This is a genomic window from Streptomyces sp. NBC_00154 (genome assembly GCF_026342835.1).
In the GTDB taxonomy this organism is placed as follows: Bacteria; Actinomycetota; Actinomycetes; order Streptomycetales; family Streptomycetaceae; genus Streptomyces.
Map to the genome: position 1 here is coordinate 7,565,196 of NZ_JAPEMI010000001.1, position 21,847 is coordinate 7,587,042.

At 67.4% G+C, this 21,847-nt stretch carries 20 protein-coding genes and 3 pseudogenes; 12 read left to right on the forward strand and 11 right to left on the reverse strand.

Translation table 11 applies throughout. The annotated features are described in order from the left end of the window. The first annotated feature begins 403 nt into the window (after window positions 1–403). The 4 genes from OHA03_RS33960 to OHA03_RS33975 all read left to right on the forward strand — a co-directional run bounded on the left by OHA03_RS33960 (window position 404) and on the right by OHA03_RS33975 (window position 4,837). Window positions 404–1,303 carry a Bax inhibitor-1/YccA family protein gene (locus tag OHA03_RS33960; protein ID WP_267007503.1) on the forward strand — a complete coding sequence of 300 codons (900 nt, stop codon included), beginning with the start codon at window positions 404–406 and terminating at the stop codon, window positions 1,301–1,303. Window positions 1,304–1,913: 610 nt separating this feature from the next. After that, window positions 1,914–3,116, forward strand: a complete 1,203-nt coding sequence (locus OHA03_RS33965) for an epoxide hydrolase family protein (RefSeq protein WP_267007504.1) — start codon at window positions 1,914–1,916, stop codon at window positions 3,114–3,116. A gap of 667 nt (window positions 3,117–3,783) precedes the next feature. Next, a complete protein-coding gene (msrA, locus tag OHA03_RS33970) occupies window positions 3,784–4,296 on the forward strand; it encodes a peptide-methionine (S)-S-oxide reductase MsrA (RefSeq protein ID WP_267007505.1) in 513 nt (170 codons plus the stop codon). 364 nt (window positions 4,297–4,660) lie between these two features. Then, a complete protein-coding gene (locus OHA03_RS33975; protein WP_267007506.1) occupies window positions 4,661–4,837 on the forward strand; it encodes a hypothetical protein in 177 nt (58 codons plus the stop codon). Window positions 4,838–5,432: 595 nt separating this feature from the next. Here the strand turns inward: OHA03_RS33975 and OHA03_RS33980 are convergent. Continuing rightward, on the reverse strand, window positions 5,433–5,666 hold the full coding sequence (locus tag OHA03_RS33980; protein ID WP_267007507.1) for a hypothetical protein: 234 nt from the start codon (window positions 5,664–5,666) through the stop codon (window positions 5,433–5,435). A 1,668-nt stretch (window positions 5,667–7,334) separates the two neighbouring features. Here OHA03_RS33980 and OHA03_RS33985 point away from each other — a divergent pair. Then, complete coding sequence (locus tag OHA03_RS33985) at window positions 7,335–10,115, forward strand: LuxR family transcriptional regulator (RefSeq protein WP_267007508.1); 2,781 nt, start codon at window positions 7,335–7,337, stop codon at window positions 10,113–10,115. Window positions 10,116–10,422: 307 nt separating this feature from the next. Here the strand turns inward: OHA03_RS33985 and OHA03_RS33990 are convergent. After that, window positions 10,423–10,659, reverse strand: a pseudogene (locus tag OHA03_RS33990) (helicase C-terminal domain-containing protein); the annotation flags it as partial. Window positions 10,660–10,907: 248 nt separating this feature from the next. Between OHA03_RS33990 and OHA03_RS33995 the strand changes: the two are divergent. Both OHA03_RS33995 and OHA03_RS34000 read left to right on the forward strand, forming a co-directional pair. After that, on the forward strand, window positions 10,908–11,066 hold the full coding sequence (locus tag OHA03_RS33995) for a hypothetical protein (RefSeq protein ID WP_267007509.1): 159 nt from the start codon (window positions 10,908–10,910) through the stop codon (window positions 11,064–11,066). Next, a complete protein-coding gene (locus OHA03_RS34000; RefSeq protein ID WP_267007510.1) occupies window positions 11,067–11,312 on the forward strand; it encodes an integrase in 246 nt (81 codons plus the stop codon). Window positions 11,313–11,817: 505 nt separating this feature from the next. Here OHA03_RS34000 and msrB read toward each other — a convergent pair. The 7 genes and pseudogenes from msrB to OHA03_RS34035 form a co-directional block, all read right to left on the reverse strand. Further along, window positions 11,818–12,225 carry a peptide-methionine (R)-S-oxide reductase MsrB gene (msrB, locus tag OHA03_RS34005; protein ID WP_267007511.1) on the reverse strand — a complete coding sequence of 136 codons (408 nt, stop codon included), beginning with the start codon at window positions 12,223–12,225 and terminating at the stop codon, window positions 11,818–11,820. Between the two features lie 75 nt (window positions 12,226–12,300). Beyond that, the gene (locus tag OHA03_RS34010) at window positions 12,301–12,801 is read right to left on the reverse strand and encodes a cysteine dioxygenase family protein (RefSeq protein WP_267007512.1); all 501 of its coding nucleotides are present in this window, start codon (window positions 12,799–12,801) and stop codon (window positions 12,301–12,303) included. A 40-nt stretch (window positions 12,802–12,841) separates the two neighbouring features. Continuing rightward, window positions 12,842–12,997, reverse strand: coding sequence for a hypothetical protein (locus OHA03_RS34015; RefSeq protein ID WP_267007513.1), 156 nt, complete (start codon window positions 12,995–12,997; stop codon window positions 12,842–12,844). Window positions 12,998–13,088: 91 nt separating this feature from the next. Next, complete coding sequence (locus OHA03_RS34020; RefSeq protein ID WP_267007514.1) at window positions 13,089–13,691, reverse strand: GPP34 family phosphoprotein; 603 nt, start codon at window positions 13,689–13,691, stop codon at window positions 13,089–13,091. A gap of 10 nt (window positions 13,692–13,701) precedes the next feature. Beyond that, a complete protein-coding gene (locus tag OHA03_RS34025; RefSeq protein ID WP_267007515.1) occupies window positions 13,702–13,953 on the reverse strand; it encodes a hypothetical protein in 252 nt (83 codons plus the stop codon). 264 nt (window positions 13,954–14,217) lie between these two features. Next, window positions 14,218–14,720 (reverse strand): annotated as a pseudogene (gene msrA, locus OHA03_RS34030) (peptide-methionine (S)-S-oxide reductase MsrA). A 467-nt stretch (window positions 14,721–15,187) separates the two neighbouring features. Continuing rightward, window positions 15,188–15,418, reverse strand: coding sequence for a hypothetical protein (locus OHA03_RS34035; protein ID WP_267007516.1), 231 nt, complete (start codon window positions 15,416–15,418; stop codon window positions 15,188–15,190). 654 nt (window positions 15,419–16,072) lie between these two features. Between OHA03_RS34035 and OHA03_RS34040 the strand changes: the two genes are divergently transcribed. The 4 genes and pseudogenes from OHA03_RS34040 to OHA03_RS34055 all read left to right on the forward strand — a co-directional run. Continuing rightward, window positions 16,073–16,597: a hypothetical protein gene (locus tag OHA03_RS34040; RefSeq protein ID WP_267007517.1), complete on the forward strand. Its 525-nt coding sequence runs from the start codon at window positions 16,073–16,075 to the stop codon at window positions 16,595–16,597. A 119-nt stretch (window positions 16,598–16,716) separates the two neighbouring features. Further along, on the forward strand, window positions 16,717–16,896 hold the full coding sequence (locus tag OHA03_RS34045) for a hypothetical protein (protein WP_267007518.1): 180 nt from the start codon (window positions 16,717–16,719) through the stop codon (window positions 16,894–16,896). Further along, a complete protein-coding gene (locus OHA03_RS34050) occupies window positions 16,896–17,660 on the forward strand; it encodes a hypothetical protein (RefSeq protein WP_267007519.1) in 765 nt (254 codons plus the stop codon). The genes OHA03_RS34045 and OHA03_RS34050 overlap by 1 nt, the downstream gene beginning before the upstream one ends. 228 nt (window positions 17,661–17,888) lie before the next feature. Continuing rightward, a pseudogene (locus tag OHA03_RS34055) lies at window positions 17,889–18,920 on the forward strand (sensor histidine kinase); the annotation flags it as partial. 453 nt (window positions 18,921–19,373) lie between these two features. Here the strand turns inward: OHA03_RS34055 and OHA03_RS34060 are convergent. Further along, entirely contained in the window at window positions 19,374–19,874 is a 501-nt protein-coding gene (locus OHA03_RS34060; protein WP_267007520.1) for a MarR family winged helix-turn-helix transcriptional regulator, read from the reverse strand. Between the two features lie 135 nt (window positions 19,875–20,009). Between OHA03_RS34060 and OHA03_RS34065 the strand changes: the two genes are divergently transcribed. After that, window positions 20,010–20,525 (forward strand): YceI family protein, encoded by a 516-nt coding sequence (locus tag OHA03_RS34065; RefSeq protein ID WP_267007521.1) that lies wholly within the window; start codon window positions 20,010–20,012, stop codon window positions 20,523–20,525. Window positions 20,526–21,018: 493 nt separating this feature from the next. Here OHA03_RS34065 and OHA03_RS34070 read toward each other — a convergent pair whose 3' ends face one another. After that, window positions 21,019–21,501, reverse strand: coding sequence for a helix-turn-helix transcriptional regulator (locus OHA03_RS34070; protein ID WP_267007522.1), 483 nt, complete (start codon window positions 21,499–21,501; stop codon window positions 21,019–21,021). Window positions 21,502–21,847 lie beyond the last annotated feature (346 nt).

The following is a 21,847-nucleotide window of genomic DNA, read 5'->3' on the forward strand; positions in this document are numbered from 1 at the left end:
AACGCCCGGCGGCCGGCCCGCCCTCCTTGCGCATACCTCATACAGACGGTGCCGCCACAGGGATCACGGTCCGTCAGACCCCGACTGCATCACGCCCTATCGGCCACCAGGCACTCTCCGGTGCGAGCGCGACCGACAGCCGTCCGCCATCCCCAGATCGTCACCACCTGAACTGGTGACAAAGGATGGTTGATGGCCGAGAACGAACACAAGAGCACGTCAGCCCCATGTGGTTGGCGCGCCCTCCGAAAATCTCAGGCACCCGACCGCACGAGCCAGTGATGCCACCGGCACCCGTGTCACAGGTCATCGATGAAAGCCGTTTGAGGCATCCCGCAGGGCCGGTACTCGGATCTTCAGATCCGTATCGAGGCCGGGGTGCGACCACAGAGGAATGAGTGAGATGAAGAGCAGCAACCCCGTCTTCTCGCGACGGATGTTCAACCGCAACAACAGCTACGCGGGCTTCAACGAGCAGAAGCCGCACGACGGTGACTCCGCTGTGGGTATCAACCCCTACACGCAGGGCACCGCCGACCTGGGCAAGACCGTACAGAACGCGGATGCTCCGCCCGACACCCAACTTGCTGGTCCGCAGCAGGATTCCGGCACTGCGATGACCATCGACGACGTCGTGGCCCGCACGGCAATGACACTCGGCACGGTCGTGCTCTCCGCCGTCCTTGCATGGGTGCTGCTGCCTGTCGACGAGACCAACCTGAGCAGGTCGTACGGCATCGCCTTCGGAGCCGCCCTACTGGCCTTTGGCCTGTCACTCGTCCAAACATTCAAGGCCAAGCCGCTCCCGGCACTGATTCTGGCGTACGCAGCGTTCGAAGGCATCTTCCTCGGAGTCATCTCCAGCGTCGCCTCCACCTACATCAGCCCCGGTGTGGTGATTCAGGCGGTGCTCGGCACAATGGCGGTCTTCGCCGGCGTGCTGATCGCGTACAAGATGCGCTGGATCCGCGTCACTCGACGTTTCTACGGTTTCGTGACGGCCGCCGCGATGGGCTTCTTGCTGCTCACCGTCGCCAACTTGCTGTTCTCCGCTTTCGCTGGTGGTGACGGCCTGGGCTTCCGCAGCGGTGGCCTCGGCATCCTCTTCGGCATCGTCGGTATCATCCTCGGCGCGTGCTTCCTGGCCCTGGACTTCAAGCAGGTCGAGGACGGTATTGCCCACGGCGCCCCGCGCGAGGAGTCCTGGCTGGCGGCCTTCGGCCTCACAGTGACCCTGGTGTGGATCTACCTGGAGGCGTTGCAGCTGTTCTCCATCCTGAGCGGCGGCGACAAGTCCGCCTGAGAGTCTGTCGGGTGGCTGTTCATGCGCGAAGCATGACGGCCGGGTGGGCGGATGCTTCCGCGCGATCTGATGTCCTGGGACGCGGCCAGCCGCTGGTTTACCAGGTGGCGCCGGGGACGACACCTGGGACCGCGCCCACGACGAGGCTCCGCCGTCAGGTCCGAATCAGGGCCGGACGCGATTCCAACCGTCGGCCTGTGATCGACGCCCAGTCGATCAGGACCAGCGAGGGCGGCGAGGCACGCGGATTGCCCGGCGATCTCCCACCAGCCGTCCGGAACAACCCAACTCCACGTGCTCCGCCCCCATGACCAGCCCCACGAGCGGGCTCCACACAGGTCGCCGTCTAAGTCGCATGACTGGCCGCGACACCAGTGAGATACCGCGTCAGGTTACCGAGGTACAGCGACACCACCTCTGCGGAATCTAGGTCACATTCCGGATTACCGAGGCGGTATCCCACGCCCATCATGGAAGTGCGCCGGAAAGCAGGATCGGGTCACATGGCCCAGCGCCGGCCGGCGGGATCGACAAGTCGCGGAAACGTCTGCGAACTCGGTGCCGAATCCCGCCTTCTCTTGCAATTCATTTAGATACCAAGGAGTCCAACATGTCTGTCGTATCCGACAAGACGGCGATCCGTCCGTTCACGTTCGAGTTCCAGGAGGCGGAGCTTCAGGATCTGCGTGCGCGTATCGAGGCGACGCGTTTCCCTGAGAAGGAGACGGTTGCTGACCAGTCCCAGGGCACTCAGCTGGCCACCCTTCAGAAGCTGGCGCAGTACTGGGCGTCGGAGTACGACTGGAGCAAGGCCGAGGCGAAGCTGAAGGCCCTGCCGCACTTCATCACCGAGATCGACGGGCTGGACATCCACTTCATCCACGTCCGCTCGAAGCACGAGGACGCCCTGCCGCTGATCGTCACGCACGGATGGCCGGGCACGGTCATCGAGCAGATGAAGCTGATTGAGCCGCTCACCAACCCGACCGAGCACGGCGGCGACGCCTCTGATGCTTTCCACCTGGTGATCCCGTCGATGCCGGGTTACGGGTTCTCGGGCAAGCCGACCTCGACCGGCTGGGACCCGGAGCGCATCGCCCTGGCCTGGGCCGAGCTGATGAAGCGTCTGGGCTACACCAAGTACGTTGCGCAGGGCGGCGACTGGGGCGCGCTCATCACCGAAATGATGGGCGTGCATGAGCCCGAGGGCCTGGTCGGTATCCACACCAACCTGGCGTGTGTGTTCCCGCCGGCCATCGAGCAGGCCGTCTCGGCCGGCAATCCGCTGCCGTCCGATGTGGTTCTGGCGAACGATGAGGAGAAGGCGGCTGTTGAGCAGCTGGACTTCTTCTACAAGCATGTCTATTACGCATTCATGATGGCTTCCCGCCCGCAGACGCTGACCGGGCTTGCGGATTCTCCGGTCGGTCTGGCGGCTTTCCTGCTCGACCACGACGCGGCCAGTCTGGAGATGATCTCCCGGGCGTTCGACGGAGTGAGCGAGGGTCTGTCCCGGGACGACGTCCTGGACAACATCACGCTCTACTGGCTGACGAACAGCGCGATCTCCGCCGCTCGTCTCTACGCCGAGAACCGGATCTCTCCGTTCTTCGCTCCCAAGGGTGTCAAGCTCCCGGTCGCCGTGAGTGTCTTTCCCGACGAGCTCTTCCAGCCCCCGAAGAGCTGGACCGAGAAGGCCTACCCGAACCTCGTCCACTACAACCGGCTCCCCAAGGGCGGCCACTTCGCGGCCTGGGAGCAGCCGGCCCTGTTCGTGAACGAGCTCCGCACCGGCTTCCGGTCGCTGCGCTAGCAGGCCGCGCCCGCTTCCCGGGGTGGCCGAGCGACTCAACCCCGAGCCACTCGGCCACCCCGGGCACACGGCCACACCGGCACCGCGTGCACGAGCACCCCGGGCGCCTACGCCTGAACACCGGGTACCGGGCCGACCCTCATACGGCCCCCTCAAGCGGCGGGTCCCGCAACACCCCCGCCTCGGCCCCGCGCCCGACGGCGTGGGACCGGAGCGCGGGACCCGCTTTTCCCGTGAACTCGTCACCTTCCGTACGCACGGATGAGACACCCCTAAAGGCGGCAGGGCATGTTGCCTGCGACAGATACACCCGAACAAACCGATCGGCATGATCCGTGCGACGCCCGGACGGCATCCGACAGGTTCCGCGATGCGTCCCGGACGGCCGGCGTGGACTGCTGCGACGGATGGCCTAACCCCTCCTTGGTGTGGTCATGGGTACAGACGGTGGTGATGTGGGGGTACGGGCCTGCGAACGGGGCCTTCGTGCCGGGCTGTCCGTCGCCGACATACCGCCAGTAGCAGATCGCAGCAGTACGAACCGGCCGGGCGCGTGGGCTGTCCGGAAGTACCTCTGGACGCCTGAGCGTTTCCGCGCCGTCGCTTTGGACGGGCATCGGCTCGTATACACGTGTGTTCCCGAACACGAAAGAAGGATGAACAGGTTATGAGTGAATTCCAGCAAAAGGCATGGCTTGCGGGCGGCTGCTTCTGGGGAATGCAGGATCTGCTCCGGACGCTCCCCGGCGTCGTGAGCACTCGGGTGGGATACAGCGGCGGCGACATGCCCCATCCGACCTATGACAACCACGGAAACCACGCAGAGTCGATCGAGATCACCTTCGACCCTGCCGTCACCGACTACCGCACCATCCTGGAATATTTCTTCCAGATCCACGACCCAACGACGAAGAACCGGCAGGGAAACGACGTCGGCGCCAGTTACCGCTCCGCCATCTTCCATCTCGACGGCGAGCAGTGGCGCGTCGCCGAGGACACCATCGCCGATGTCGAGGCGTCGGGCATGTGGCCGGGAAGCGTGGTGACCGAAGTCGTGCCGGCCAACACATTCTGGGAAGCCGAGCCGGAGCATCAGGATTACCTGACACGCTATCCGGACGGCTACACCTGCCACTTTCCACGCCCGAACTGGAGGCTGCCGAAACGGGCAGACTCCTGATCTTGCGATGGTTGCCGGCAACTCTGTTCCTGCCCGCCGGCGCCGGCCGCACGGTGCTGAAGCAAGTGCGCGCGCAGGACATGCCGGGGTGCATGCGAGGGTCCGCCGCGACGACGATCGTGCGGCCGGAGGCGGTCCCCGACCCGGCCCGAGAGTGACACATCGCGTCATGAGCCGACCGCATAGGCGAACCGCCACGACCGCGCGCCCGACGACGTCGAACACGTGACGGGCGTACCTGCCCAGCGATCGAGGCGTTCGTCGCCGCGCGCAAGGACTTCCGCCTGGGCTGAGCCGCACCAGCCGGGGCCGGGGGTCCGCCACCGACCAGGAACTGTCACCGATCTCTCAAGGAGACGATGCAATGCAATCTGCGCAGGAGGGCCCCGACCCCGCTGAAACGGCGCGCCGCGCCCGCTTCGGCAAACTGCCGAAGCGAATCCGCACCGAGGAGATGGTCGAAGAACAGGCAACCACGGTGCCGGACCCGGCGAAGGACACCTACAGCCCCGACGAATGGCTCGTTCGATACTGCCTGTGAGCCACATCGGCCCCACAGTGGAGATCTCTCGTGCACATACCCAAACCGTTCCTGGGCGGTGAGCAGGGGTGAGTCCTGACTCATCGGCGCGCCCCGAACGGTTTTGGGCGCGCTGGTCCTCCGCTTTCGCGTCCCGGTCGGCGACGCATATCGCGTATGCGGTCCGTCCCGGGCGGGCGGGATCCCTACGACCTGGCCATATGGTGTGTGGCCAGAGGCGACGGGGAGGCCTCGCACCATCTCGCTGGTGACACGGGGGCCCCGACCGCTGACGCCACACCCGGCGTCCCAGATCGCACCGAACACGCTACGCACACCCCGCCAGACATGCCCACAGATCGTCGCACGGTTCATTCATTTGTGCCCATGTTCGCCAAAGGAGCTTGTGTGCCCAGCAGTTGTGAACCCCTCATGGCAGTGTTGCTGGCCATGCTCTCAGCCGCCGTTGTCGTGGGCTGCTTCGTGCAGGTCAGGTCTTCTGACTATCCCGGCGCCGATCGCTCACGCCCGGCGACGGGCACCGCGACCACCGTCCGTCGGCTCTCCCCTCTGAGTCGGCAACACAGGACCGCCAACGGGACACCGCCCGGAGCGGCTATCGGGTCCACCTGACCGAGACTGCGACACCGTCCGGTTCGAGGTGGTCGTCCACGTGACCCCCGTCCAGGACGTCGAAATCACCGAGCAGATCCACGAAGACCTCGTCGACGCTCACCTGGCCCCGGCCGGACACGTCGTCGATGCCGTCTGCATCACCCGGCGAGGATCGAGTGCGTCCGCCGGGCCTGGCATCACCCTGCTGGGCCCGGCGGTTCCCGACCGCAGTCACCAGGCCAGGAGTGGTCGCGGCTTCGACAAGTCCGCTTCGCCGTGGACGCGTCGCCGACCGGATGAACAACGGCCGCTGCTTTCCCCGCTGCGTCACGCCGGGGAGACACCCTGGTGGTCCCCGGTTCTGCGCCTTTTCACAGCCCTTATGGCACGGGCGCAAGATCCGGCGAGCTTGGTGGGGCCGAGCGGCTCGGAGTTCAGCCCCTCGGTCCCACCGGGTGAAAGCCTGCCCGGACGTCCGGGCATTGTCCGCCAGGGCCTGTCTTGAGTCGTGATCATGTGGGGCGGAGGCTGCGCATCCAGATCACCGCTCTGCGCAGGTAGAGGCCGCCGAGGCGGCACCCGACCATCCTCACAGTCGTAGCGGGTGACGAGTCCGCGCCATGCCTTGAACTTGTTGATGCAGCGTTCCACGGTGTTGCGATCTTTTGGAGCTCGGCGTTGGGGGAGACGGGGTGCCCACCCCGTCGGCCCTTCCTCATACGGCGGCCCAAGGGCTGTCCCGCAATCCCTGGCGGGCGCGAGGCCGGCCACGGACCTTGATCCTGCCCAGGACCGGGACGAACCGGGGACTGTCGGCCGCCTTCCGCTCGGTCAGGACGAAGGACAGCGGGCGGCAGTGCGGATCGGAGGTGAGATGGACCTTGCCGGTCAGGCTGCCCCGCGCGAGCGCCCGGGCAGGGGCCGCCTTCAGCCCGGCGTCGACACCCCGGGGCGTCGTCCGTCTGCTCCACGCGCATCGCCGGACTCGCCGCAATACCTCACGGGCCCCCGGAGGGGGCCCGTCACGCTCACAGTCACATGACGGATGCGCAGACGCTTCTGGGGAAGTTGTCTTGCAAGCAGTCCCGCGCTGCGCGGCTACGGCCAGCCTTTTGTCGATCGATGGGCGTTTGCCGTCGGTGATTCCCGTGCCTTAGCGCGGTGCCCTCAGTCGCCAAGGAATGTGTGATGCCTGATTACGTCCTACCCCAGAGGGAACCGTTGTCTGACCTGCCGGGCCTGGGAGCGACAGCGGGTCGCAGGGCGTCGTGGCATGCGCCGGTGTCAGGGCGCGACCGCGCCCCGTGGCCGGGTGGAGCCGCGGTGGGGACCGAAGCCGGTCCGGAGCGGTCGTACTGACCGGGTGCAGGTGTTCCCGGAGCACGCCGATGGCGCCTGGGCGAGCCGCGGTGCTTGCCTGGGTCCGCTGGGCGGCCGTACTGGTCGTCTGCTGGGATTCGCCGCGTGATGTCGCCTGGCGCAGCCTTCTGCGCTGCGGCGATGGCTCCCTCGCGAACGACTCCATTCGAAGATCGTCAGTGACCGATCCCGCTCGTCGCGACTGCGGCTGGTGTCGCCCTGCCGGGGCCGAGGCGGTAGCGGCCGCGGACCCGGTCGACGGTGAGGAGGTCGCTCGTGAGGACGGCCAGGCGCAGGTCGGGGCCGTAGGTCTTGGCTGTCGAGCGGACGAGCGTCCGGTGCTGTCGGCGAGCTGGAGCGGCAGTCCGGTGAGTCCGTTCACGTGGTCGTCATCGACGACGAGGACCTGCGGGTGGTCGTCGTCGCGGGCCAGGGCTGAGCGCGTCATCGACCGAGGCGCAGACGTGTATTCTCCTGTTTCAATCCCTACTATGTACTAGTTCAAAGCGCCTGGTTGGCTCGCGAACAGCGACGAGAGCATGTAATGATCAACAGTCACTCCCCCCCACGCGGCACGGCCGATCGCCTGATCGGCCGGGACCGCGACCTTCAGCGGATCCGTGCCCTTCTCGGCATCGGAGCCGCAGGCGGCGCACTTCTGCTGTCGGGGGAAGCGGGCGTCGGGAAGACGGCCGTGCTGGACGTCCTGGCCGAGGCGGCCCAGGCAGAGGGAACCCGGGTTCTGCGCGCCGGTGGTGTGGAGTCCGAGGCGAACTACAGCTACTCGGGTCTCAACCAGGTCCTCTTTCCCTTCCAGGACGCGCTCGGCGAACTGCAGGCGCCCTTCCGCGACGCCCTGCGCGTCGCGCTCGGTTTCGAAAGCGGCTCACCGCCGGAACGGCTCATGGTCTCCAACGCCGTCCTGCTCCTGCTGCAGAAGGTGGCGGCCGGTGACCCGCTTCTCCTGCTCATCGACGACCTGCCCTGGCTCGACCGGGCGAGTGCGGCCGTGCTGGGTTTCGTCGCGCGCCGGGCAACCGGCATCCGCGTGAGCTTTCTCGCCACATCGCGTTCCGATTCACACAGCCTGATCGACCGCGGCGCCATCCCCACCTACTGGCTGCAGCCACTGGACGAGGAGTCGGCGGACCACCTGGTCAGCACGAGATACCCGGACCTCGTCGTCGGCGCACGCCGACGCCTGCTGACCGTGGCGCATGGCAACCCACTGGCCCTGCTGGAGTTGCCGTCCGCGCTGCCCACGGTGCGGGGCCCGGTCCACGACGACATCCCCGCCGTGCTGCCGCTCGGCCGGCGACTGGCGACCGTGTTCGGCTCCCGGATCACAAGTCTGCCGCAGCCGTCGCAGCGCCTTCTGCTGCTGGCCGCACTGGAAGGTGACGGCGACCTCGGAGTGCTGCAGGCGGCCACGCGGCAGGCAGACGACGGATACGACCTGGACGACCTGGCACCTGCCGAACGCGACCAACTGGTCCACATCGACGAAGGAGCAGGACGGCTGAAGTTCCGTCATCCGCTCATCCGCTCGGCAGTGGTGGAGAACTCCACCAGCGGCGAACGGCGTGCGGTGCACGCGGCGCTCGCCCATGTCCTGGTGGACCAGCCCGAACGACGGGCCTGGCACCTGGGTGAGGCGACCCTGGAACCGGACGAGAACGTGGCCGCCCTGCTGGAGCACGCCGCCCGGATCACCCTGCGCCGCGGTGACGCCGCGGGCGGCATGCGCACACTGATCCGGGCAGCGCACCTCACCCCGCCCTGCCCCGACCGCAGCCGCCGGCTCGCGGAGGCGGCCTACGTCGGCGCCGAATCCACCGGAGCGCTGCCCAGCGCCCGAAAGCTCCTCGACGACGCCAGGCGCACGGCCCCGGGTCCACGGCGCTGTCTGTACTCGGCGGCAGCCACTGCCGTTCTCATCCTCAACGGCGACGGTGACGTCGACACGGCCCACGGCCTGCTGGTAGCTGCCATCGACACCGGCACCCACGCCTTCGACGCCGATGACAAGGCGCTCGTGGACGTTCTTTACACGCTTGCGTTTGTCTGCTTCTTCGGTGCCCGGCACGATCTGTGGCAGCCGTACTACCGGGCACTGGAGAAGCTGACGCCCGAGGTGCCCGTGGTCCTGTCCGCGCTGGGCAAGACGTTCTCCGACCCGGCACGCACCGGTGCCGCGGCCACGGAGGAACTCGACGAGCTCGTGGCGGAGTTGGCCACCGCGACCGACCCCCTCCAGATCACCCAGGCCAGCACGGCAGCCATCTACCTCGACCGGCTGGGAGATGTCCGCGAAGCGGCGTGGCGAGTGGTCCGCATGGGACGCGACGGCGGGCCGGCCCGCCGGTACCTGGCCGCTCTGGTCCACCTGTGCCTGGACGACTACCTGACCGGGATGTGGGACGAGGCGGCGCAACTGGCCGACGAGGGGGTCCAGCTGTGCGAGACCCACGGCTACACCGCCTTCGTCTGGTACTTCCTGTACGTCCAGGCCCTCCTCGCCGGCGCCCGCGGGGACGCGGACCGAGCGGACGCGACAGCCGAGGGCGTCATCCACTGGGCGACGCGCCGCAGGGCGTTCTGTGCCGCGCACTATGCCCATCACGCAGCGGCCGTGACAGCGCTGGGACGCGGTGACTTCGCCAACGCATACGAGCACGCAGCCGCCATCAGCCCCGCGGGGACCCTCGCCTCACACGCCCCGCACGCCCTGTGGGCGACGATGGACCTGGTCGAAGCCGCCGTCCGGACCAACAAGCAGAAGGAGGCCGCCGCCCATGTACGCGCGATGCGGGAAGCCGACGTGGCCAGGATCTCCTCACGCCACGCCCTGCTCATGGAGGCCTGCGCCGCCCTGGCCACCACCGACGACGACGAGGCCCTCGCACTGTTCACGAAAGCCCTGGCAATCACGGGTGCTGAGCGGTGGATGTTCGACTTCGCCCGCGTCCAACTCGCCTACGGCGAACGGCTACGACGCGTCAGGGCAACCACAGAATCCAGAGGACCCCTCAGCGCCGCACTGTCCACATTCGAACACCTCGGGGCCCGTCCATGGGCGGAACGCGCCGAGACGGAACTGCGAGCTGCCGGCTCCGGCCGGCGCCGGCCCGGGATATCCACAGCACATACGCTCACCCCCCAGGAACTGGAAATAGCCCGGCTCGCCGCCTCCGGCCTGACCAACAAGCAGGTAGCGGAGCGCCTGTTCCTCTCCCACCGGACCGTCGGCGCCCATCTCTACCAGATCTACCCGAAACTGGGCATCACCTCCCGCGCCATGCTGCGAGACGCCCTGGAATCCTGATCTCCGTCGGAGAGCCAGCCGTAGAGACACGGGCCCTGCACCACCGAACCTGATACGGAGCATCCCTCCGCGAGGCCCTGCACTGTCTCCGGCGGACCCTCCTGTCTGTGGCAGACGGTACGTACGGCTGATCACCTGCCTGCAGGCGGCGTTCGTTCAGCACATCGACCGGTTGACCTTCCGGTGTGGGCGGCGAAGCTCCGCTCTGTGCAAGGCACTTGAGTGTCTTGAGGTGTGCGGTGCGGTGGCGTCGGTGCTGCTGGCCGACCACCCGTGGGGGCACCGGTGCGGATCCTGGCGCTGTTGACTTGCCCTCGCCGGGCTGCATTCGCAGCGCCCGTCCGACGGCCTGGACGAGGTCGGGCATGGACCAGCGCACGTCAGCGAAATACACAGAGTCACAGTTTCGGGTGTCGACGCCTTCACCGAGGACTTTCACGGACCACAGTTAGCTCTTCTCGACTGCGGTGCCGTCGTCTGCGATCCCGGCGGCGAATTCATCCAGCACCCGTCTGCGATGAAGCGGCTTGCGCTCCCTGCACACCCGGGCAGGCCACCTCAGCCTCCCGAGTACGCGCCATCAAGCGAATCACTCCGCAATCGAAGAGCACGCGCTCCACCAGCACCTCGCTGAGGTGCGGAACAGGTCACCGACAGCTCATCACACCGCACCACGGTCTCAGATGACGCCACGTCACCGAGGCCGAGCGCGACAGTCGCCGGATCCGCATCCTGGGTGCGACCGCGCACCCGTCCAGCGCTTGGGTGGTGCAGGCCGCGAAGAATCTGGTCATGGACTTGGAGGACACAGGCTGCCGGGCGCGGTTCTTGATCCGGGACCGGGACGGCAAGTTTTCCGACCTGTTCGACACGGTCCTGCGGGATGCGGGGATAGAGGTCGTGCTCAGTGGCGTCCAGATGCCGCGAATGAACTCGATCATGGAACGCTGAGTGCAGACCTGCCGACGCGAACTGCTGGACCGCACCTTGATCTGGAACCAGCGACATCTGATCCACGCCCTGCGCGAGTTCGAACACTTCTACAACGGGCACCGACCCCATCAGGGCATCGCCAACGCCCGTCCGCTGTACCTGCTGCCCACGCCGATCACCGATCCGCACGGGATAACCCGCCTGGACATACGACGACGCGACCGCGTCGGCGGCACTCTCCACGAATACCAACATGCAGCCTGACCTCGGTGGATGAGGTTTTCGGCAGGGGGCAGGGTCAGACCGCCTGCGCGGGGCTGCACGCGGGCGGCCCCGAGGGCGTCACGACCGGCCGATGGGTACCGGCCGATGGGATGCGGTGCGGGCGATGCCCCGGGTGCCGTCACCCCCTACGACACTGCTCCCACGCAGAACGCGGAATGCGGGCCCCTGTCCGGCAGTTGAGTGGCACTGCGTTCCCGTGCGGCCTTGCTCGGCTGGGGTGTTCGCCGCTGGACGTGAGGGGGCGGCCCGGGGTTCAGTGCTCGGATGGACGCCCGGGCCGCCAGTCCACCACGATGCCCCGGGCTCACCTCTGCTCCCAGGCCGGCGCGGCCACGTGGGTGAGGGCCCGGAACCGGTCAGGGTTTTCGGGCCCTCGTGCCGCCGCGTATCCACGGGAGCGTCGGATGCCTTTGCGCGCACCGTCCCGCAACGACGCCGAGAGCTGACATTCCGTACTGACGCGATGATCAGCTCTCGTCGGCTGTCAGCTCTCGTCGCTTGTCAGACGCAGCGAGATGCTGTTGATGCAGTAGCGCTGGTCGGTCGGGGTGGCAAAGCCCTCTCCCTCGAAGACGTGCCCGAGGTGCGATCCACAGCGAGCACACCGCACCTCGGTCTGCACCATGCCGTACGACCGGTCCTCGGCCAGTTCGACTGCATCGCTGTCCTTCGGGTCATAGAAGGAGGGCCAGCCACAGCCGGAGTCGAACTTTTCTGCGGAGGTGAACAGTTCAGCGCCACAAGCCCGGCAGGAGTAGACGCCTCGCGTCTTGGTGTCGGTGTACTCGCCGGTGAAGGCCATCTCCGTGGCGGCGCGGCGCAGGACCTGGTACTCGGAAGGGGTCAGCTCGGCGCGCCACTGCTCGTCCGGCTTATCGATGTCGTACGGCACAGAACTCAGTCCTCACAAAGGGTCGGGAATGTATGTTTCACCGCGACGCGCCGGTCGTCGTGGCGCGGGCGGGTTTCAGGCGGCGGGGTTGTCCAGGGGGCGCAGTTCGTCCGCGTAGGAAACGGAGATGCGGCGCATCAGGCCGTCCTCGGTGATGTCGTACTGGCCCAGACGCCACAGCGGCGGCGAGTACGCGTGGATGGAGACCGCGTCGTCCGTGGCCCCGGTGAGCCGGTGGATGTGCTCGGGGCCGAAGCAGAAGGACGTGCCTGCGCTGACGGTGACGGACAGGTGGCTGCCGCCTATGCGCGGATTGGACTCGCTCAGCGCGCCCTGTACGACGCTGACCGCGCCGGAGGAGATGTCGTGGTCGTGCCAGCCGGTGTCGTTGGCCCGGGTCCAGCACAGCAGCCACACGTCGATGTACTCGTCGCGGTGCAGTGAGGCGTAGTGCCGTGCCTCGTCGGAGAAGGCGACCTGCTCGCTCCAGAGGTCGTGGCGGGCGGCGAGGGTGTCGACGAGTTCCTGGAGCTCGCGCTTGTCCAGGGTGCGGTCCGGCAGGCAGTCGTACGTCATGGTGTTCCTCCTTCGAGGTACGGTCCGTCCCGTGCGGGGCTCAGGGGCTCCCGTGCAGCAGACAGAGGGGATTGGTGGTGCGCAGGGCGTGCCGCGCGGTGTCCGCGCCGAGGTCGGGCACGACGGGAGCGGCGTAGGGGCGGTCGCTGCCGTTGACGGTCACGTCGATGCCGACGGTCCGGACGAGGGCGTCCACGGCGGCGTCCCGTACGAGGACGTCTCGCAGGAGACGCCGAGGGGAGACAGGCTGGGAGATCCCCGACCCCGCATGGTGACTTTCGACGAGGTCAGTCGAGGCTGCGCCATATGTTGTCGAAGGCAGCCTGCTCGACACGACGCCGTTGCCGTTCGCCTTCCAGCTCTTGGAGGGCCCTATTGGCTGCGGCCAGCACGATCTCCACGGCATAGTCCGTAATATCTGGTGGATCTATGGCGTTCCGGTGTCGGATCCCGAGATCTTTCGCGAGGGTGCTCAGGACGGGCTCGGCTGAATCCCAGCGCTCGGTTGCCTGACGACGGGGCAACGAATCGACCAGGACTGTACGACCTTTCCGGAGGAGGTGCCCGCCCCGTCGTGCGACGACGCCCTCTGCTTCGAGGGCAGCCATATATCTTTCTGTCAAGCTCTTTCCTCGACGCCACAGAAAATCGCCGACCGATTCGAATGGTTCGGCCATCACGAATGAGGCTGCTGCCTCCTTCAGGATTGGGTCCGCCAGGGCGGGAAGATGGCCCGGAACAATACGGCCGCCGTCCAGGCGGATGGTCGGGGCCATCAGAAGATCGATCAACTCTGCCCCTGCGAGGGCGAGTGACAATTCACCCGCACGCACGGCTCGGCTACCCTCATCGTCAAGGGCAATGATCAGCAGATCCCGTGGCGTTGTCATGCGGGTCCTCTCAAATGCCGTTGGTGTCCTCGACCACACAGGCCGAGCGAGCGGTCAGGTTCCGGACCCGCCCGGTGCTGCAGTCGACCTGCCTGATGTCGTTCGTGGATGTTTTCACTCGCTTCAGCGAGCATCTGACAAATCTCCCGTTCAGTGGGTCGAACAAGCCGGACGAGCCGTGGCACCAGAACAGACCCTCGATCATCGAGGCCACGCGGAACGCTCCGAATTCGATGGCATCACGGTGAGCGAGCTCTTCCACGCCGGTCCGGACGGGCCGGCCCCTGGCCCGGACCCCGAGCGTCGCAGCCACGTCACTCACGCTGACGTTCCGCCTTTTCGATCGCGACTGGCCGCGGCTTCTCGACGTCGCACGCCATGGGGTGTCATGCGTCGTCGGGGGAGCCGCTGCTTCTGCGCCAGGATGGAAAATTGATTTCCTGTGGGGATATCAATTCCTGTGGCTGGGTGGGCGCGCACGAACCGTTTCGCCTGAACTGTTTCTTCGACCGTCGAATTTTCGGTTCTAGGCCTGTGTGCGCTTCGGCAGCCGCCAGTTCGGTCGCGGAAAGTGGCAGGTGTATCCGGCTGGATAATTCTGCAGGTAGTTCTGGTGCTCCGGATCGGCTTCCCAGAACGTGCCGGCCGGCACGACCTCGGTGGCCACAGTGCTGGGCCACAGTCCGGAGGCGTTCACATCGGCGATAGTGTCTTGAGCGATGTGGTACTGCTCGTCATCAATGTAGAAGATGGCGGAACGATACTCGGGGCCGATGTCACCTCCTTGCCGGTTCCTCGTGGTCGGGTCGTGGATCTGGAAGAAATACTCAAGTATCGATCGATAGTCGGTTGTTGCAGGGTCGAAAATGATTTCTACTGCCTCGGCGAAGCTTTCGTGATTTCGGTAGGTCGCGTGGCCGCCGCTGTAGCCCACCCGGGTTCTCAGAACACCGGGGAGTGTGCGCAGCAGCTCCTGCATCCCCAGAAGCAGCCGCCCGCCAGAAGTGCCTTCTGTGGATCGTTGCTCATTGCGCTCGCCTTTCTCATCCACCCTCAGACGGGCGAAAGTCAATTCCTGTGCGGCCTCTCATGATGGATCCGGACCGGCGTGGAGGGGATCGGTCGGCTGACTGTGCTTCAGAGCGGGAGATGTCGGGCTTCCTAGGTCAATTGACGAGTCGGTCGCTGGCCGGACGTCTCAGTCATGGGTGTGCCTCGGCGGGCGCAGGCCTCCTGCAGCACTACAGGTGATCGGGCGCCTGTCGGAGAAGGAAGCTGGGCTGTCTGTCGGGCGATCGTGCGTCGATCGTCTGAAACGAAGCGTCGCAGAGTCAGTACCTCCCGGTCACCATGGCGGCGCCGGCCACCGCACTGAGGGCGCGAGGGAGCCTCGGGCACCACTCGCTGGAACAATTCCCACAACTCGTCCGGCACCAGCCGCCAACGATTCCTACGGGCTGTCGCGCCTACGGCTTGCTTGAGCAGTCGGTCTTGGTCTAGGTCGCTGGAAGCACGACCTCCATCTCATCGCCGCCGACACCTCGGATGGCCTGAAGCGTCAGGTCGTTCACGCATCGCCTGCTGTGGAAGTCGTAGTGGTTGCTGTCCGTGGCGAAGGCACGGGCACCGGGCGGCAGATCACCAGAGGTCGAGGACAGGTACTCCAGGTAGGGGTCCAAGACCCCTGCAAGGTCACCGACCTGCGCATCGAGATTGACGTACTCCATCGGTCTTTGCCGCGCTCGTGGCTTTCTGCTGGCCGACGAATCGTCGCACGACTCCTCGCAACCTTGGCCAGAGCTCCACACACTGATGAATGGTCTCGGATCGCGGTGGGACTCGGCGTCCGAATTGTTGTGGCAGCGCCGGGCAGCTATGTCCAGCGGATGAGGTCGGCCGGCTCGACTTCACACCGCAGACTCACCAAATGAGACGACGTCTCAGGGCTGTTGCCCGCCTCCGACGATCTTGTGCTGCCGATCAGCGCCCGCGGTGGCGTGTGGCCGTCCAGCAACGGCGGTCAGATTACCTAAGAATGACGGCGCCATCCCTCCAGGAAATAGGTCATTTGGCAGATAAGCGAGGCGGTGGGCGTAGCTCATCATGGGATGGCGTCGAAAACGGAAACGGCTGCACGGACAAGCCGACGCTATGACGCCATGCATTCCAGGCTTGGCCGCCCAGGCGCGTATGAGATAGCCCTCAGCGTTCAGGGCGCGACGATTTTCTCTCCGAAATGGGACATGGAAAGGGCGTAACCCCATGGAATCGACCTCGAAAAGGACAAGACGGTGGACGATAGTCATCGCCGTGATGGCAGTGGCCATGGGCGGCATTGCGATCTCCAGCTTCCCGGAGTGAATGATCAAAGGGGGCGGCTCATGGAGACAGCGCGGAGACAGCAGCAGGGGGCACCCGGCACCTTCACCGCGTTCGCCCGCTTCGTGCTCTGTGGCGGCGGAGTGGGGCTCGCCTCCAGCTTTGCCGTTGCGGCCCTCGTTTCCTGGATTGCCTGGGGCCTGGCCAATGCCCTGGTCACCGCAGTTTCCACGCTTTTCGCCACCGAGCTGCACGCCCGCTTCACCTTCGGCGCGGGCGGCCGCGCGACCGGGCGCCAGCATGCGCAGTCCGGCGGGTTTGCAGCGGCCGCGTATGCGGTGACCTGTGTGGCGATGTTTGTCCTGCAGCAACTGGTGGCGGCCCCCAGCGCGGCGCTCGAGCAGGGCGTCTACCTGTTCGCCTCCGCACTCGCCGGTGTCGCACGGTTCGCGGTGCTGCGCCTCGTCGTCTTCGCGCGGAACCGCTCGCAGGTAGCGGCCGCCGACCGCACCACCCGTCTCGTGCAAGCGACCGTGGCCAGCGACGCCGCACCCGCCGATCCCGTGGCGCTCGACCGCGCCGCCTGACCTTCCTTCGGGCGGCGGGCTGCGCGCCATGCAAAGGCGGACAGATCCCGCACAGGACAGGCGACCTCGCCGTGGGCCGACGTCAACGGGGCCATCGGCCGCTGCTCCACGATCACGTGGTGCTGTCGGTCAAGGTCCGCTGCCAGGACGACCGGAGGGGCACCCTGCACACCCACCCGTCCCTCGAGTGCGCCGTCGCTCTCTCAGAGCTCTACAACCAACCCCTCCTGGAAGAGATCTGTCGCGCGCTCGATCTGGCGACCGTGCCCCGCTACCCGACCGCCGGACAGCGGCCGTGATGGAACTCGCGGGGATCCCCGAGAAGCTCATCGCCTGGGCCGTCACCCGCAACACCGCGACCATGCAGCGCCTGGCAGAACTCGCCGACCAGTACCAGGAACGCACCCGCCAGCCCCTCACCACCAAAATCCGGCACCGGATGATGGCACGCGCCTCCCACGAGACCCGGCCCGCCAAGAAGAAGACCAGTCAGCCCCTACCCGCGTTGCGGGCACGCTGGCGGGACGGCGCCGTTGTCCGCGCCGGCGAGGCGGTCGTCGATAACCTCCTGAGCCTGGTCCGCCTCGCTGCCACAGTGATCCGCTCCACCGTCCGCACCGTCGTTGATGTCGCGGCCGCAGCTCTGGAGATCACCGCGATCGTCTCGGTCCACCACGGCGGCCGCTTCCGCCACCTGCTGGCCGAAGCCCGCCGCTACCTCACCCTCACCCTCCACGGACACCCCGCCCCATACCGATACCGCCATCACGGCGGCCGCCATCCGCGACCACTGCATCCCTGGCGACCCGCCGAACCCGGACAGGCCGATGCCGCTCGCGAACCGCACCTTCACCCCGGCCTGGGCACCCAAATCGCCCCGCAGTCCGAGCACACCCGCCGCCCACCGGATCCACCACCGTGCCCGCGCCGAAGCCGCGCGGCGCGCCGTCCTTGCTCCGCCGAAGCGCAACAGAGGCTGCCTGTACGGCAGCAAGAGCACACCCTGCAGGCGGACTCACAGCAACTGCTGCCTCCTACCCCGGGCCAGGCACCCGGCGGGTGAAGCCAGTGAACCGCACCAGGGGCCACAAGCTGCGACCGACGCCACCCCGCTCCTCTGGTCCCGCAAAATGCCCTGGCTGGACGGCGAGAAGGTAGCAGACATCGTGATCGAGAAAATGAGGGAGAAGCAGCGCGAAATCCTCAGGAAGAAACTGATCGCCGCACTCCCGGTCGCGTCAGTATCCCGGCGCACGGCAATGTCCGCTGGGTCGGTGGCAACCAGCAGACGCAGAGCTGCGTCGACAGCGCGACCCGCAAACAACTCGACCCGTACGTCGCCCCCAGAGCCAGCCTCTATCTGGGCAACCTGAGACAGCAACCGGCAGGTTTCGACCTCTCGCCCGCCAACAAGGCCAAGATCGTCGGCGTCACGGGGCTCGTTCTGGCCGTCACCGTCGCCATGACCACAGTCGTCGCGATCCGCCTCGTCCGTCCCCTGCGAGCGCTGACGGCCGCGGCCCAACAGCCACCGCAGCAGCACGCGCGCGTTGCCGTCACCACCAAGGACGAGACCGGATACCTGGCGGCGGCCTTCAACGATCTCACCGCTCGCCGCGAACAGATGGAATCCCAGCGCAAGGCCATGGTCAGCGACATCGCCCACGAGCTGCGGACCCCGCTGACCAATATTCGCGGCTGGCTGGAAGTCACCCGCGACGGGTTGCTCGACCCGGACCCGGGCCTCATCGCTTCGCTGCACGACGAGGCACTACTGCTGCAGCACATCATCGACGATCTGCAGGACCTCGCCGCCGTCGACGCCGGCACCCTGAGGCTGCATCGCGAGCCGGTTGGCGTGGACGAACTCGTCGCCCAGGTGGTAACGGCTCACAGCACTCGCGCCGAGGCCTCGGGCATCCGCCTGCTTACCCGCACCGACCCCGGCCTCTGGCTGGACGCCGACCCTGTGAGGATGCGCCAGGCTCTGGGCAATCTCGTCGCCAACGCGCTCCGGCACACGCCCACGGACGGCACGGTCACGGTCATCGCCCAGCTGGCCGGCGACCTTGCCGTCCTCACGGTGGAGGACACGGGCGACGGCATTGCCCCCGAGGACCTACCCCAAGTCTTCGAGCGTTTCTGGCGAGCCGAGAAGTCCCGCAGCAGACGCACCGGTGGCAGCGGACTGGGCCTGTCCATCGTCCGCCAGTTCGTCGAGGCGCACGGTGGAACCGTCACCGCCGACAGCGAGCCCGGCACCGGGGCGGTGTTCACCGTCCGCCTTCCCCGCAGACCAGATCCGGACAGTCCGTCGCAATGAAGTGCGTTGAACGTGCTCCTACGCGGAGCAGCCACGAGCCCCCGGCCGTGATACGAGGAGCGTCGAGCTCGCCGAAGCGGACCGTATCGGTGCCGGCCGTCTTGCCGCCGGCGACAGCGCCGAAGCGGCCGCGGCAACGGCCTCCTGGCTCGGCTACCGGGTGCAGAAGTTGTCCGGGACTGATCTCGTGCTCCGGCCGCCCGGCAGCGGTCTCGGGCATGACGGCTCTGCACGTACGGGCCGCCTCGCTGGTCGCAGCGGCTCAAGATCGAGACCGGGAGGGCGGGCCTGTGGACAGAGTCCGGTGCCGGGCGAGGAGAAATCTGCTCCGGGCTGTCCTCCGACAATGACCTTGGACCGTTTGCCATCGAAGTCGGACCGGCTGTGACGGGCGGGTCAGGCTCCGGAGAGTTCTGATCGAGACGGTCGAGGCCCAGGCCTTGGCCCGGGGACCTACGTGTTGTCCTCGGTATCCGCCGGCTTCGGCAGCAGGCTGTGCATCAGCGCGCAGTCGTGCGGGCCCTCCAGGCCCTTGATGGCTCGGGTGACGGCTTCGGCCAGCGCGCTGGATGCTTCTCGGAGGAGCTGCCGTGCCTTGTCGGTGAGCGTCACCTGGATGCCCCGCCGGTCGCCGCAGGCGGTACTGCGGGTGATCAGTCCGGCGTGCTGGAGGCAGGCGACCTGGTAGGTGAGCCGGGTCTTGGGGCGGCCGAGGCGTTCGGCGATCTGCGTCATGCGCAGGCCGGTGGGGGGCCCGTCGGCCAGGAGGCACAGCACGAGGAACTCGTCGTGGGAGACCCCGAGCGTCTCCTTCACGCGGGAACGCAGCTGCTGCTCGATCGCGCCGGCCGCGGCCAGCAGCCCCATCCAGGCCCGCAGTTCGGGCGGCAGCAACGCGGACTCGCCGGTCGCGTCACGTCCGGGCAGGTCGTCGGGGACGGGGAGGGTGGCCATGGTGCCCCAGTCTACCTGTTGTTCAAATTTGGAGTATCGGCTAGCCTCCAGTCATCCAAATTTGGATGACTGGAGCGGAGGCATCGCGCCCCGCCTCCCTTCCACTCACCTCAGGCATCCCATCAGGAGGACCGCATGTCCATGGCAGTCGAAACCGGCACCTGGCAGCTCGACCCCGCCCGTTCCACAGTCGGCGTCCGGCACAAGACGATGTGGGGCATGGTCACCGTGAAGGGCACCTTCACCGGTCTCACGGGTGGGGGTGAGGTCGGCCCCGACGGTTCCGCCAGCGGTTCGATCACCCTGGACGCCACCTCCCTGGACACCAAGAACGCCAAGCGCGACACGCACCTGCGGTCCGCCGACTTCTTCGACGCGGACCGGCACCCCGAGCTCACCTTCGCCGTGCGCAGCGCGACTCCCGGGGACGACAAGACGGTCCAGGTCGCCGGTCAGCTGACCGCGCGGGGCATCAGCCGTCCACACTCCTTCACCGCGCACCTCACCGAGGCGAGCGCCGACGCGGTCACACTCACGACGGAGTTCACCGTGGACCGGGAACAGTTCAGCATGGGCTGGAACCAGCTGGGCATGATCCGCGGCCTCACCACCGTCACCGCATCCCTCCGCTTCGTCCGCGCGACGTCCTGAGAGGGTCCCGCCTGGCCGAGGCACTGCTGTCGGCGTATCAAGTCGGCCCGTCAGGTCGGCGTGCTACATCGGCGTGTCATGTCGGCAGGCCGAGGATGCGCGAGGACGCGGCCGCCCGTCGGCCAGGGGCGCGATTCACCCGGTGAGGGTGCCGTTCCCACTGCACCCCACGCCTGCGGAGCACCCCGGTGGTCGGGCGCCGCCGGGACGCGGGCTGGGCAGCCGAAACCGTCCCGCCCAGGCAGGGGGCGACACGATGAATTGAGGCGTTGTCACTTGTTGGGTGCGCAGGTCCGTGACGGCGCGTTGGGTGTGGCGGAGGCTGGGCTTCGGGTCGGTGTTCAGGCCGTGGTGGAGCGGCCGGCGACGCCGGTGATCCGGTCCCGGACGGCGAAGTGGATGATCATCTCGGCTCGGTAGCCGGAGGCGCGCATCCCACGAGCCGCAGGGGCCCACCCGGCCCCGGAGCCGGACAGCCCTTTGCCGGTCGGTCTCAGCCGAGAGGGGCCGGGGGCTCGCCGTCCAGCAGGGCCCGGCCGAGTGGAGTGAGGCTGTGCAGGACCGCGGTGCCGATCCGGGTCGTGCGCACCAGCCCCGCGTTGCGCAGCACGGTGGCGTGCTGGCTGGCCGCGGCCAGGGAGGCGCCGACGCGTTCGGCGAGCGCGGTGGTCGTCGCCGGATCGCGCACACCGGCGAGGACCGCGGCGCGGGTCCGTCCGAGCAGCGGCCCGAGCACCTCGGGCGGGCCGGCCGGTGCGTCGGGGAGATGCATCGGGTAGGCGAGCACGGTCGACTCCTCGAGCCGGTACATGATCATGGGGCCCGTCGCGAACCAGGACGGCATGAGCAGCAGTCCCCGGCCGCACAGCGGGATGTCGTACGAGGAGCGCGACGGCAGGTGCAGGGTCGACGGGTCCCAGAGCCAGGTGGGGCTGAGAGTGGTCAGCAGGGCGTCGACGCCCCCGCGCAGCAGCATCTCGGCCCGTAGGACGCGATCGGCGGTGGCGTCGGTGCGGACCTGCGGCCACGCGTTCGGCCAGGCTGCCGTTCACCCGGCGTCGCCACTGGTCGACGGCGGGCCGCGCGCGGCCCTGGGCGGTCGTTCCGGTGCGCAGGCCGCGGACGCTGAGGGCCGCCTCGAACAGGGCGTTGGGTGCGGGGGCGAGGGTGATCCGGCGCAGGTCGGCGGCGTCGAGGTGTAAGCGAATCACGTCGACCGATTATCGTCCGGGCGAAGCCTTTCGCCCAGACGTGAAAGGCCATGCGATCGCGGGGCACCCTGGGCAGGCTCTCGAGCGTCCCCGTGCGGCGGGGCCCGCCCA

Excerpts from the sequence above, each read along its gene's own strand:
- OHA03_RS33960 (WP_267007503.1), top strand. The coding sequence starts at position 404 with ATGAAGAGCAGCAACCCCGTCTTCTCGCGACGGATGTTCAACCGCAAC.
- OHA03_RS33965 (WP_267007504.1), top strand. The coding sequence starts at position 1,914 with ATGTCTGTCGTATCCGACAAGACGGCGATCCGTCCGTTCACGTTCGAG.
- msrA (WP_267007505.1), top strand. The coding sequence starts at position 3,784 with ATGAGTGAATTCCAGCAAAAGGCATGGCTTGCGGGCGGCTGCTTCTGG.
- OHA03_RS33975 (WP_267007506.1), top strand. The coding sequence starts at position 4,661 with ATGCAATCTGCGCAGGAGGGCCCCGACCCCGCTGAAACGGCGCGCCGC.
- OHA03_RS33985 (WP_267007508.1), top strand. The coding sequence starts at position 7,335 with ATGATCAACAGTCACTCCCCCCCACGCGGCACGGCCGATCGCCTGATC.
- OHA03_RS33995 (WP_267007509.1), top strand. The coding sequence starts at position 10,908 with ATGGACTTGGAGGACACAGGCTGCCGGGCGCGGTTCTTGATCCGGGAC.
- OHA03_RS34010 (WP_267007512.1), bottom strand. The coding sequence starts at position 12,801 with ATGACGTACGACTGCCTGCCGGACCGCACCCTGGACAAGCGCGAGCTC.
- OHA03_RS34020 (WP_267007514.1), bottom strand. The coding sequence starts at position 13,691 with ATGACAACGCCACGGGATCTGCTGATCATTGCCCTTGACGATGAGGGT.
- OHA03_RS34035 (WP_267007516.1), bottom strand. The coding sequence starts at position 15,418 with ATGGAGTACGTCAATCTCGATGCGCAGGTCGGTGACCTTGCAGGGGTC.
- OHA03_RS34040 (WP_267007517.1), top strand. The coding sequence starts at position 16,073 with ATGGAGACAGCGCGGAGACAGCAGCAGGGGGCACCCGGCACCTTCACC.
- OHA03_RS34050 (WP_267007519.1), top strand. The coding sequence starts at position 16,896 with ATGGAACTCGCGGGGATCCCCGAGAAGCTCATCGCCTGGGCCGTCACC.
- OHA03_RS34060 (WP_267007520.1), bottom strand. The coding sequence starts at position 19,874 with ATGGCCACCCTCCCCGTCCCCGACGACCTGCCCGGACGTGACGCGACC.
- OHA03_RS34065 (WP_267007521.1), top strand. The coding sequence starts at position 20,010 with ATGTCCATGGCAGTCGAAACCGGCACCTGGCAGCTCGACCCCGCCCGT.
- OHA03_RS34070 (WP_267007522.1), bottom strand. The coding sequence starts at position 21,501 with ATGCTGCTGCGCGGGGGCGTCGACGCCCTGCTGACCACTCTCAGCCCC.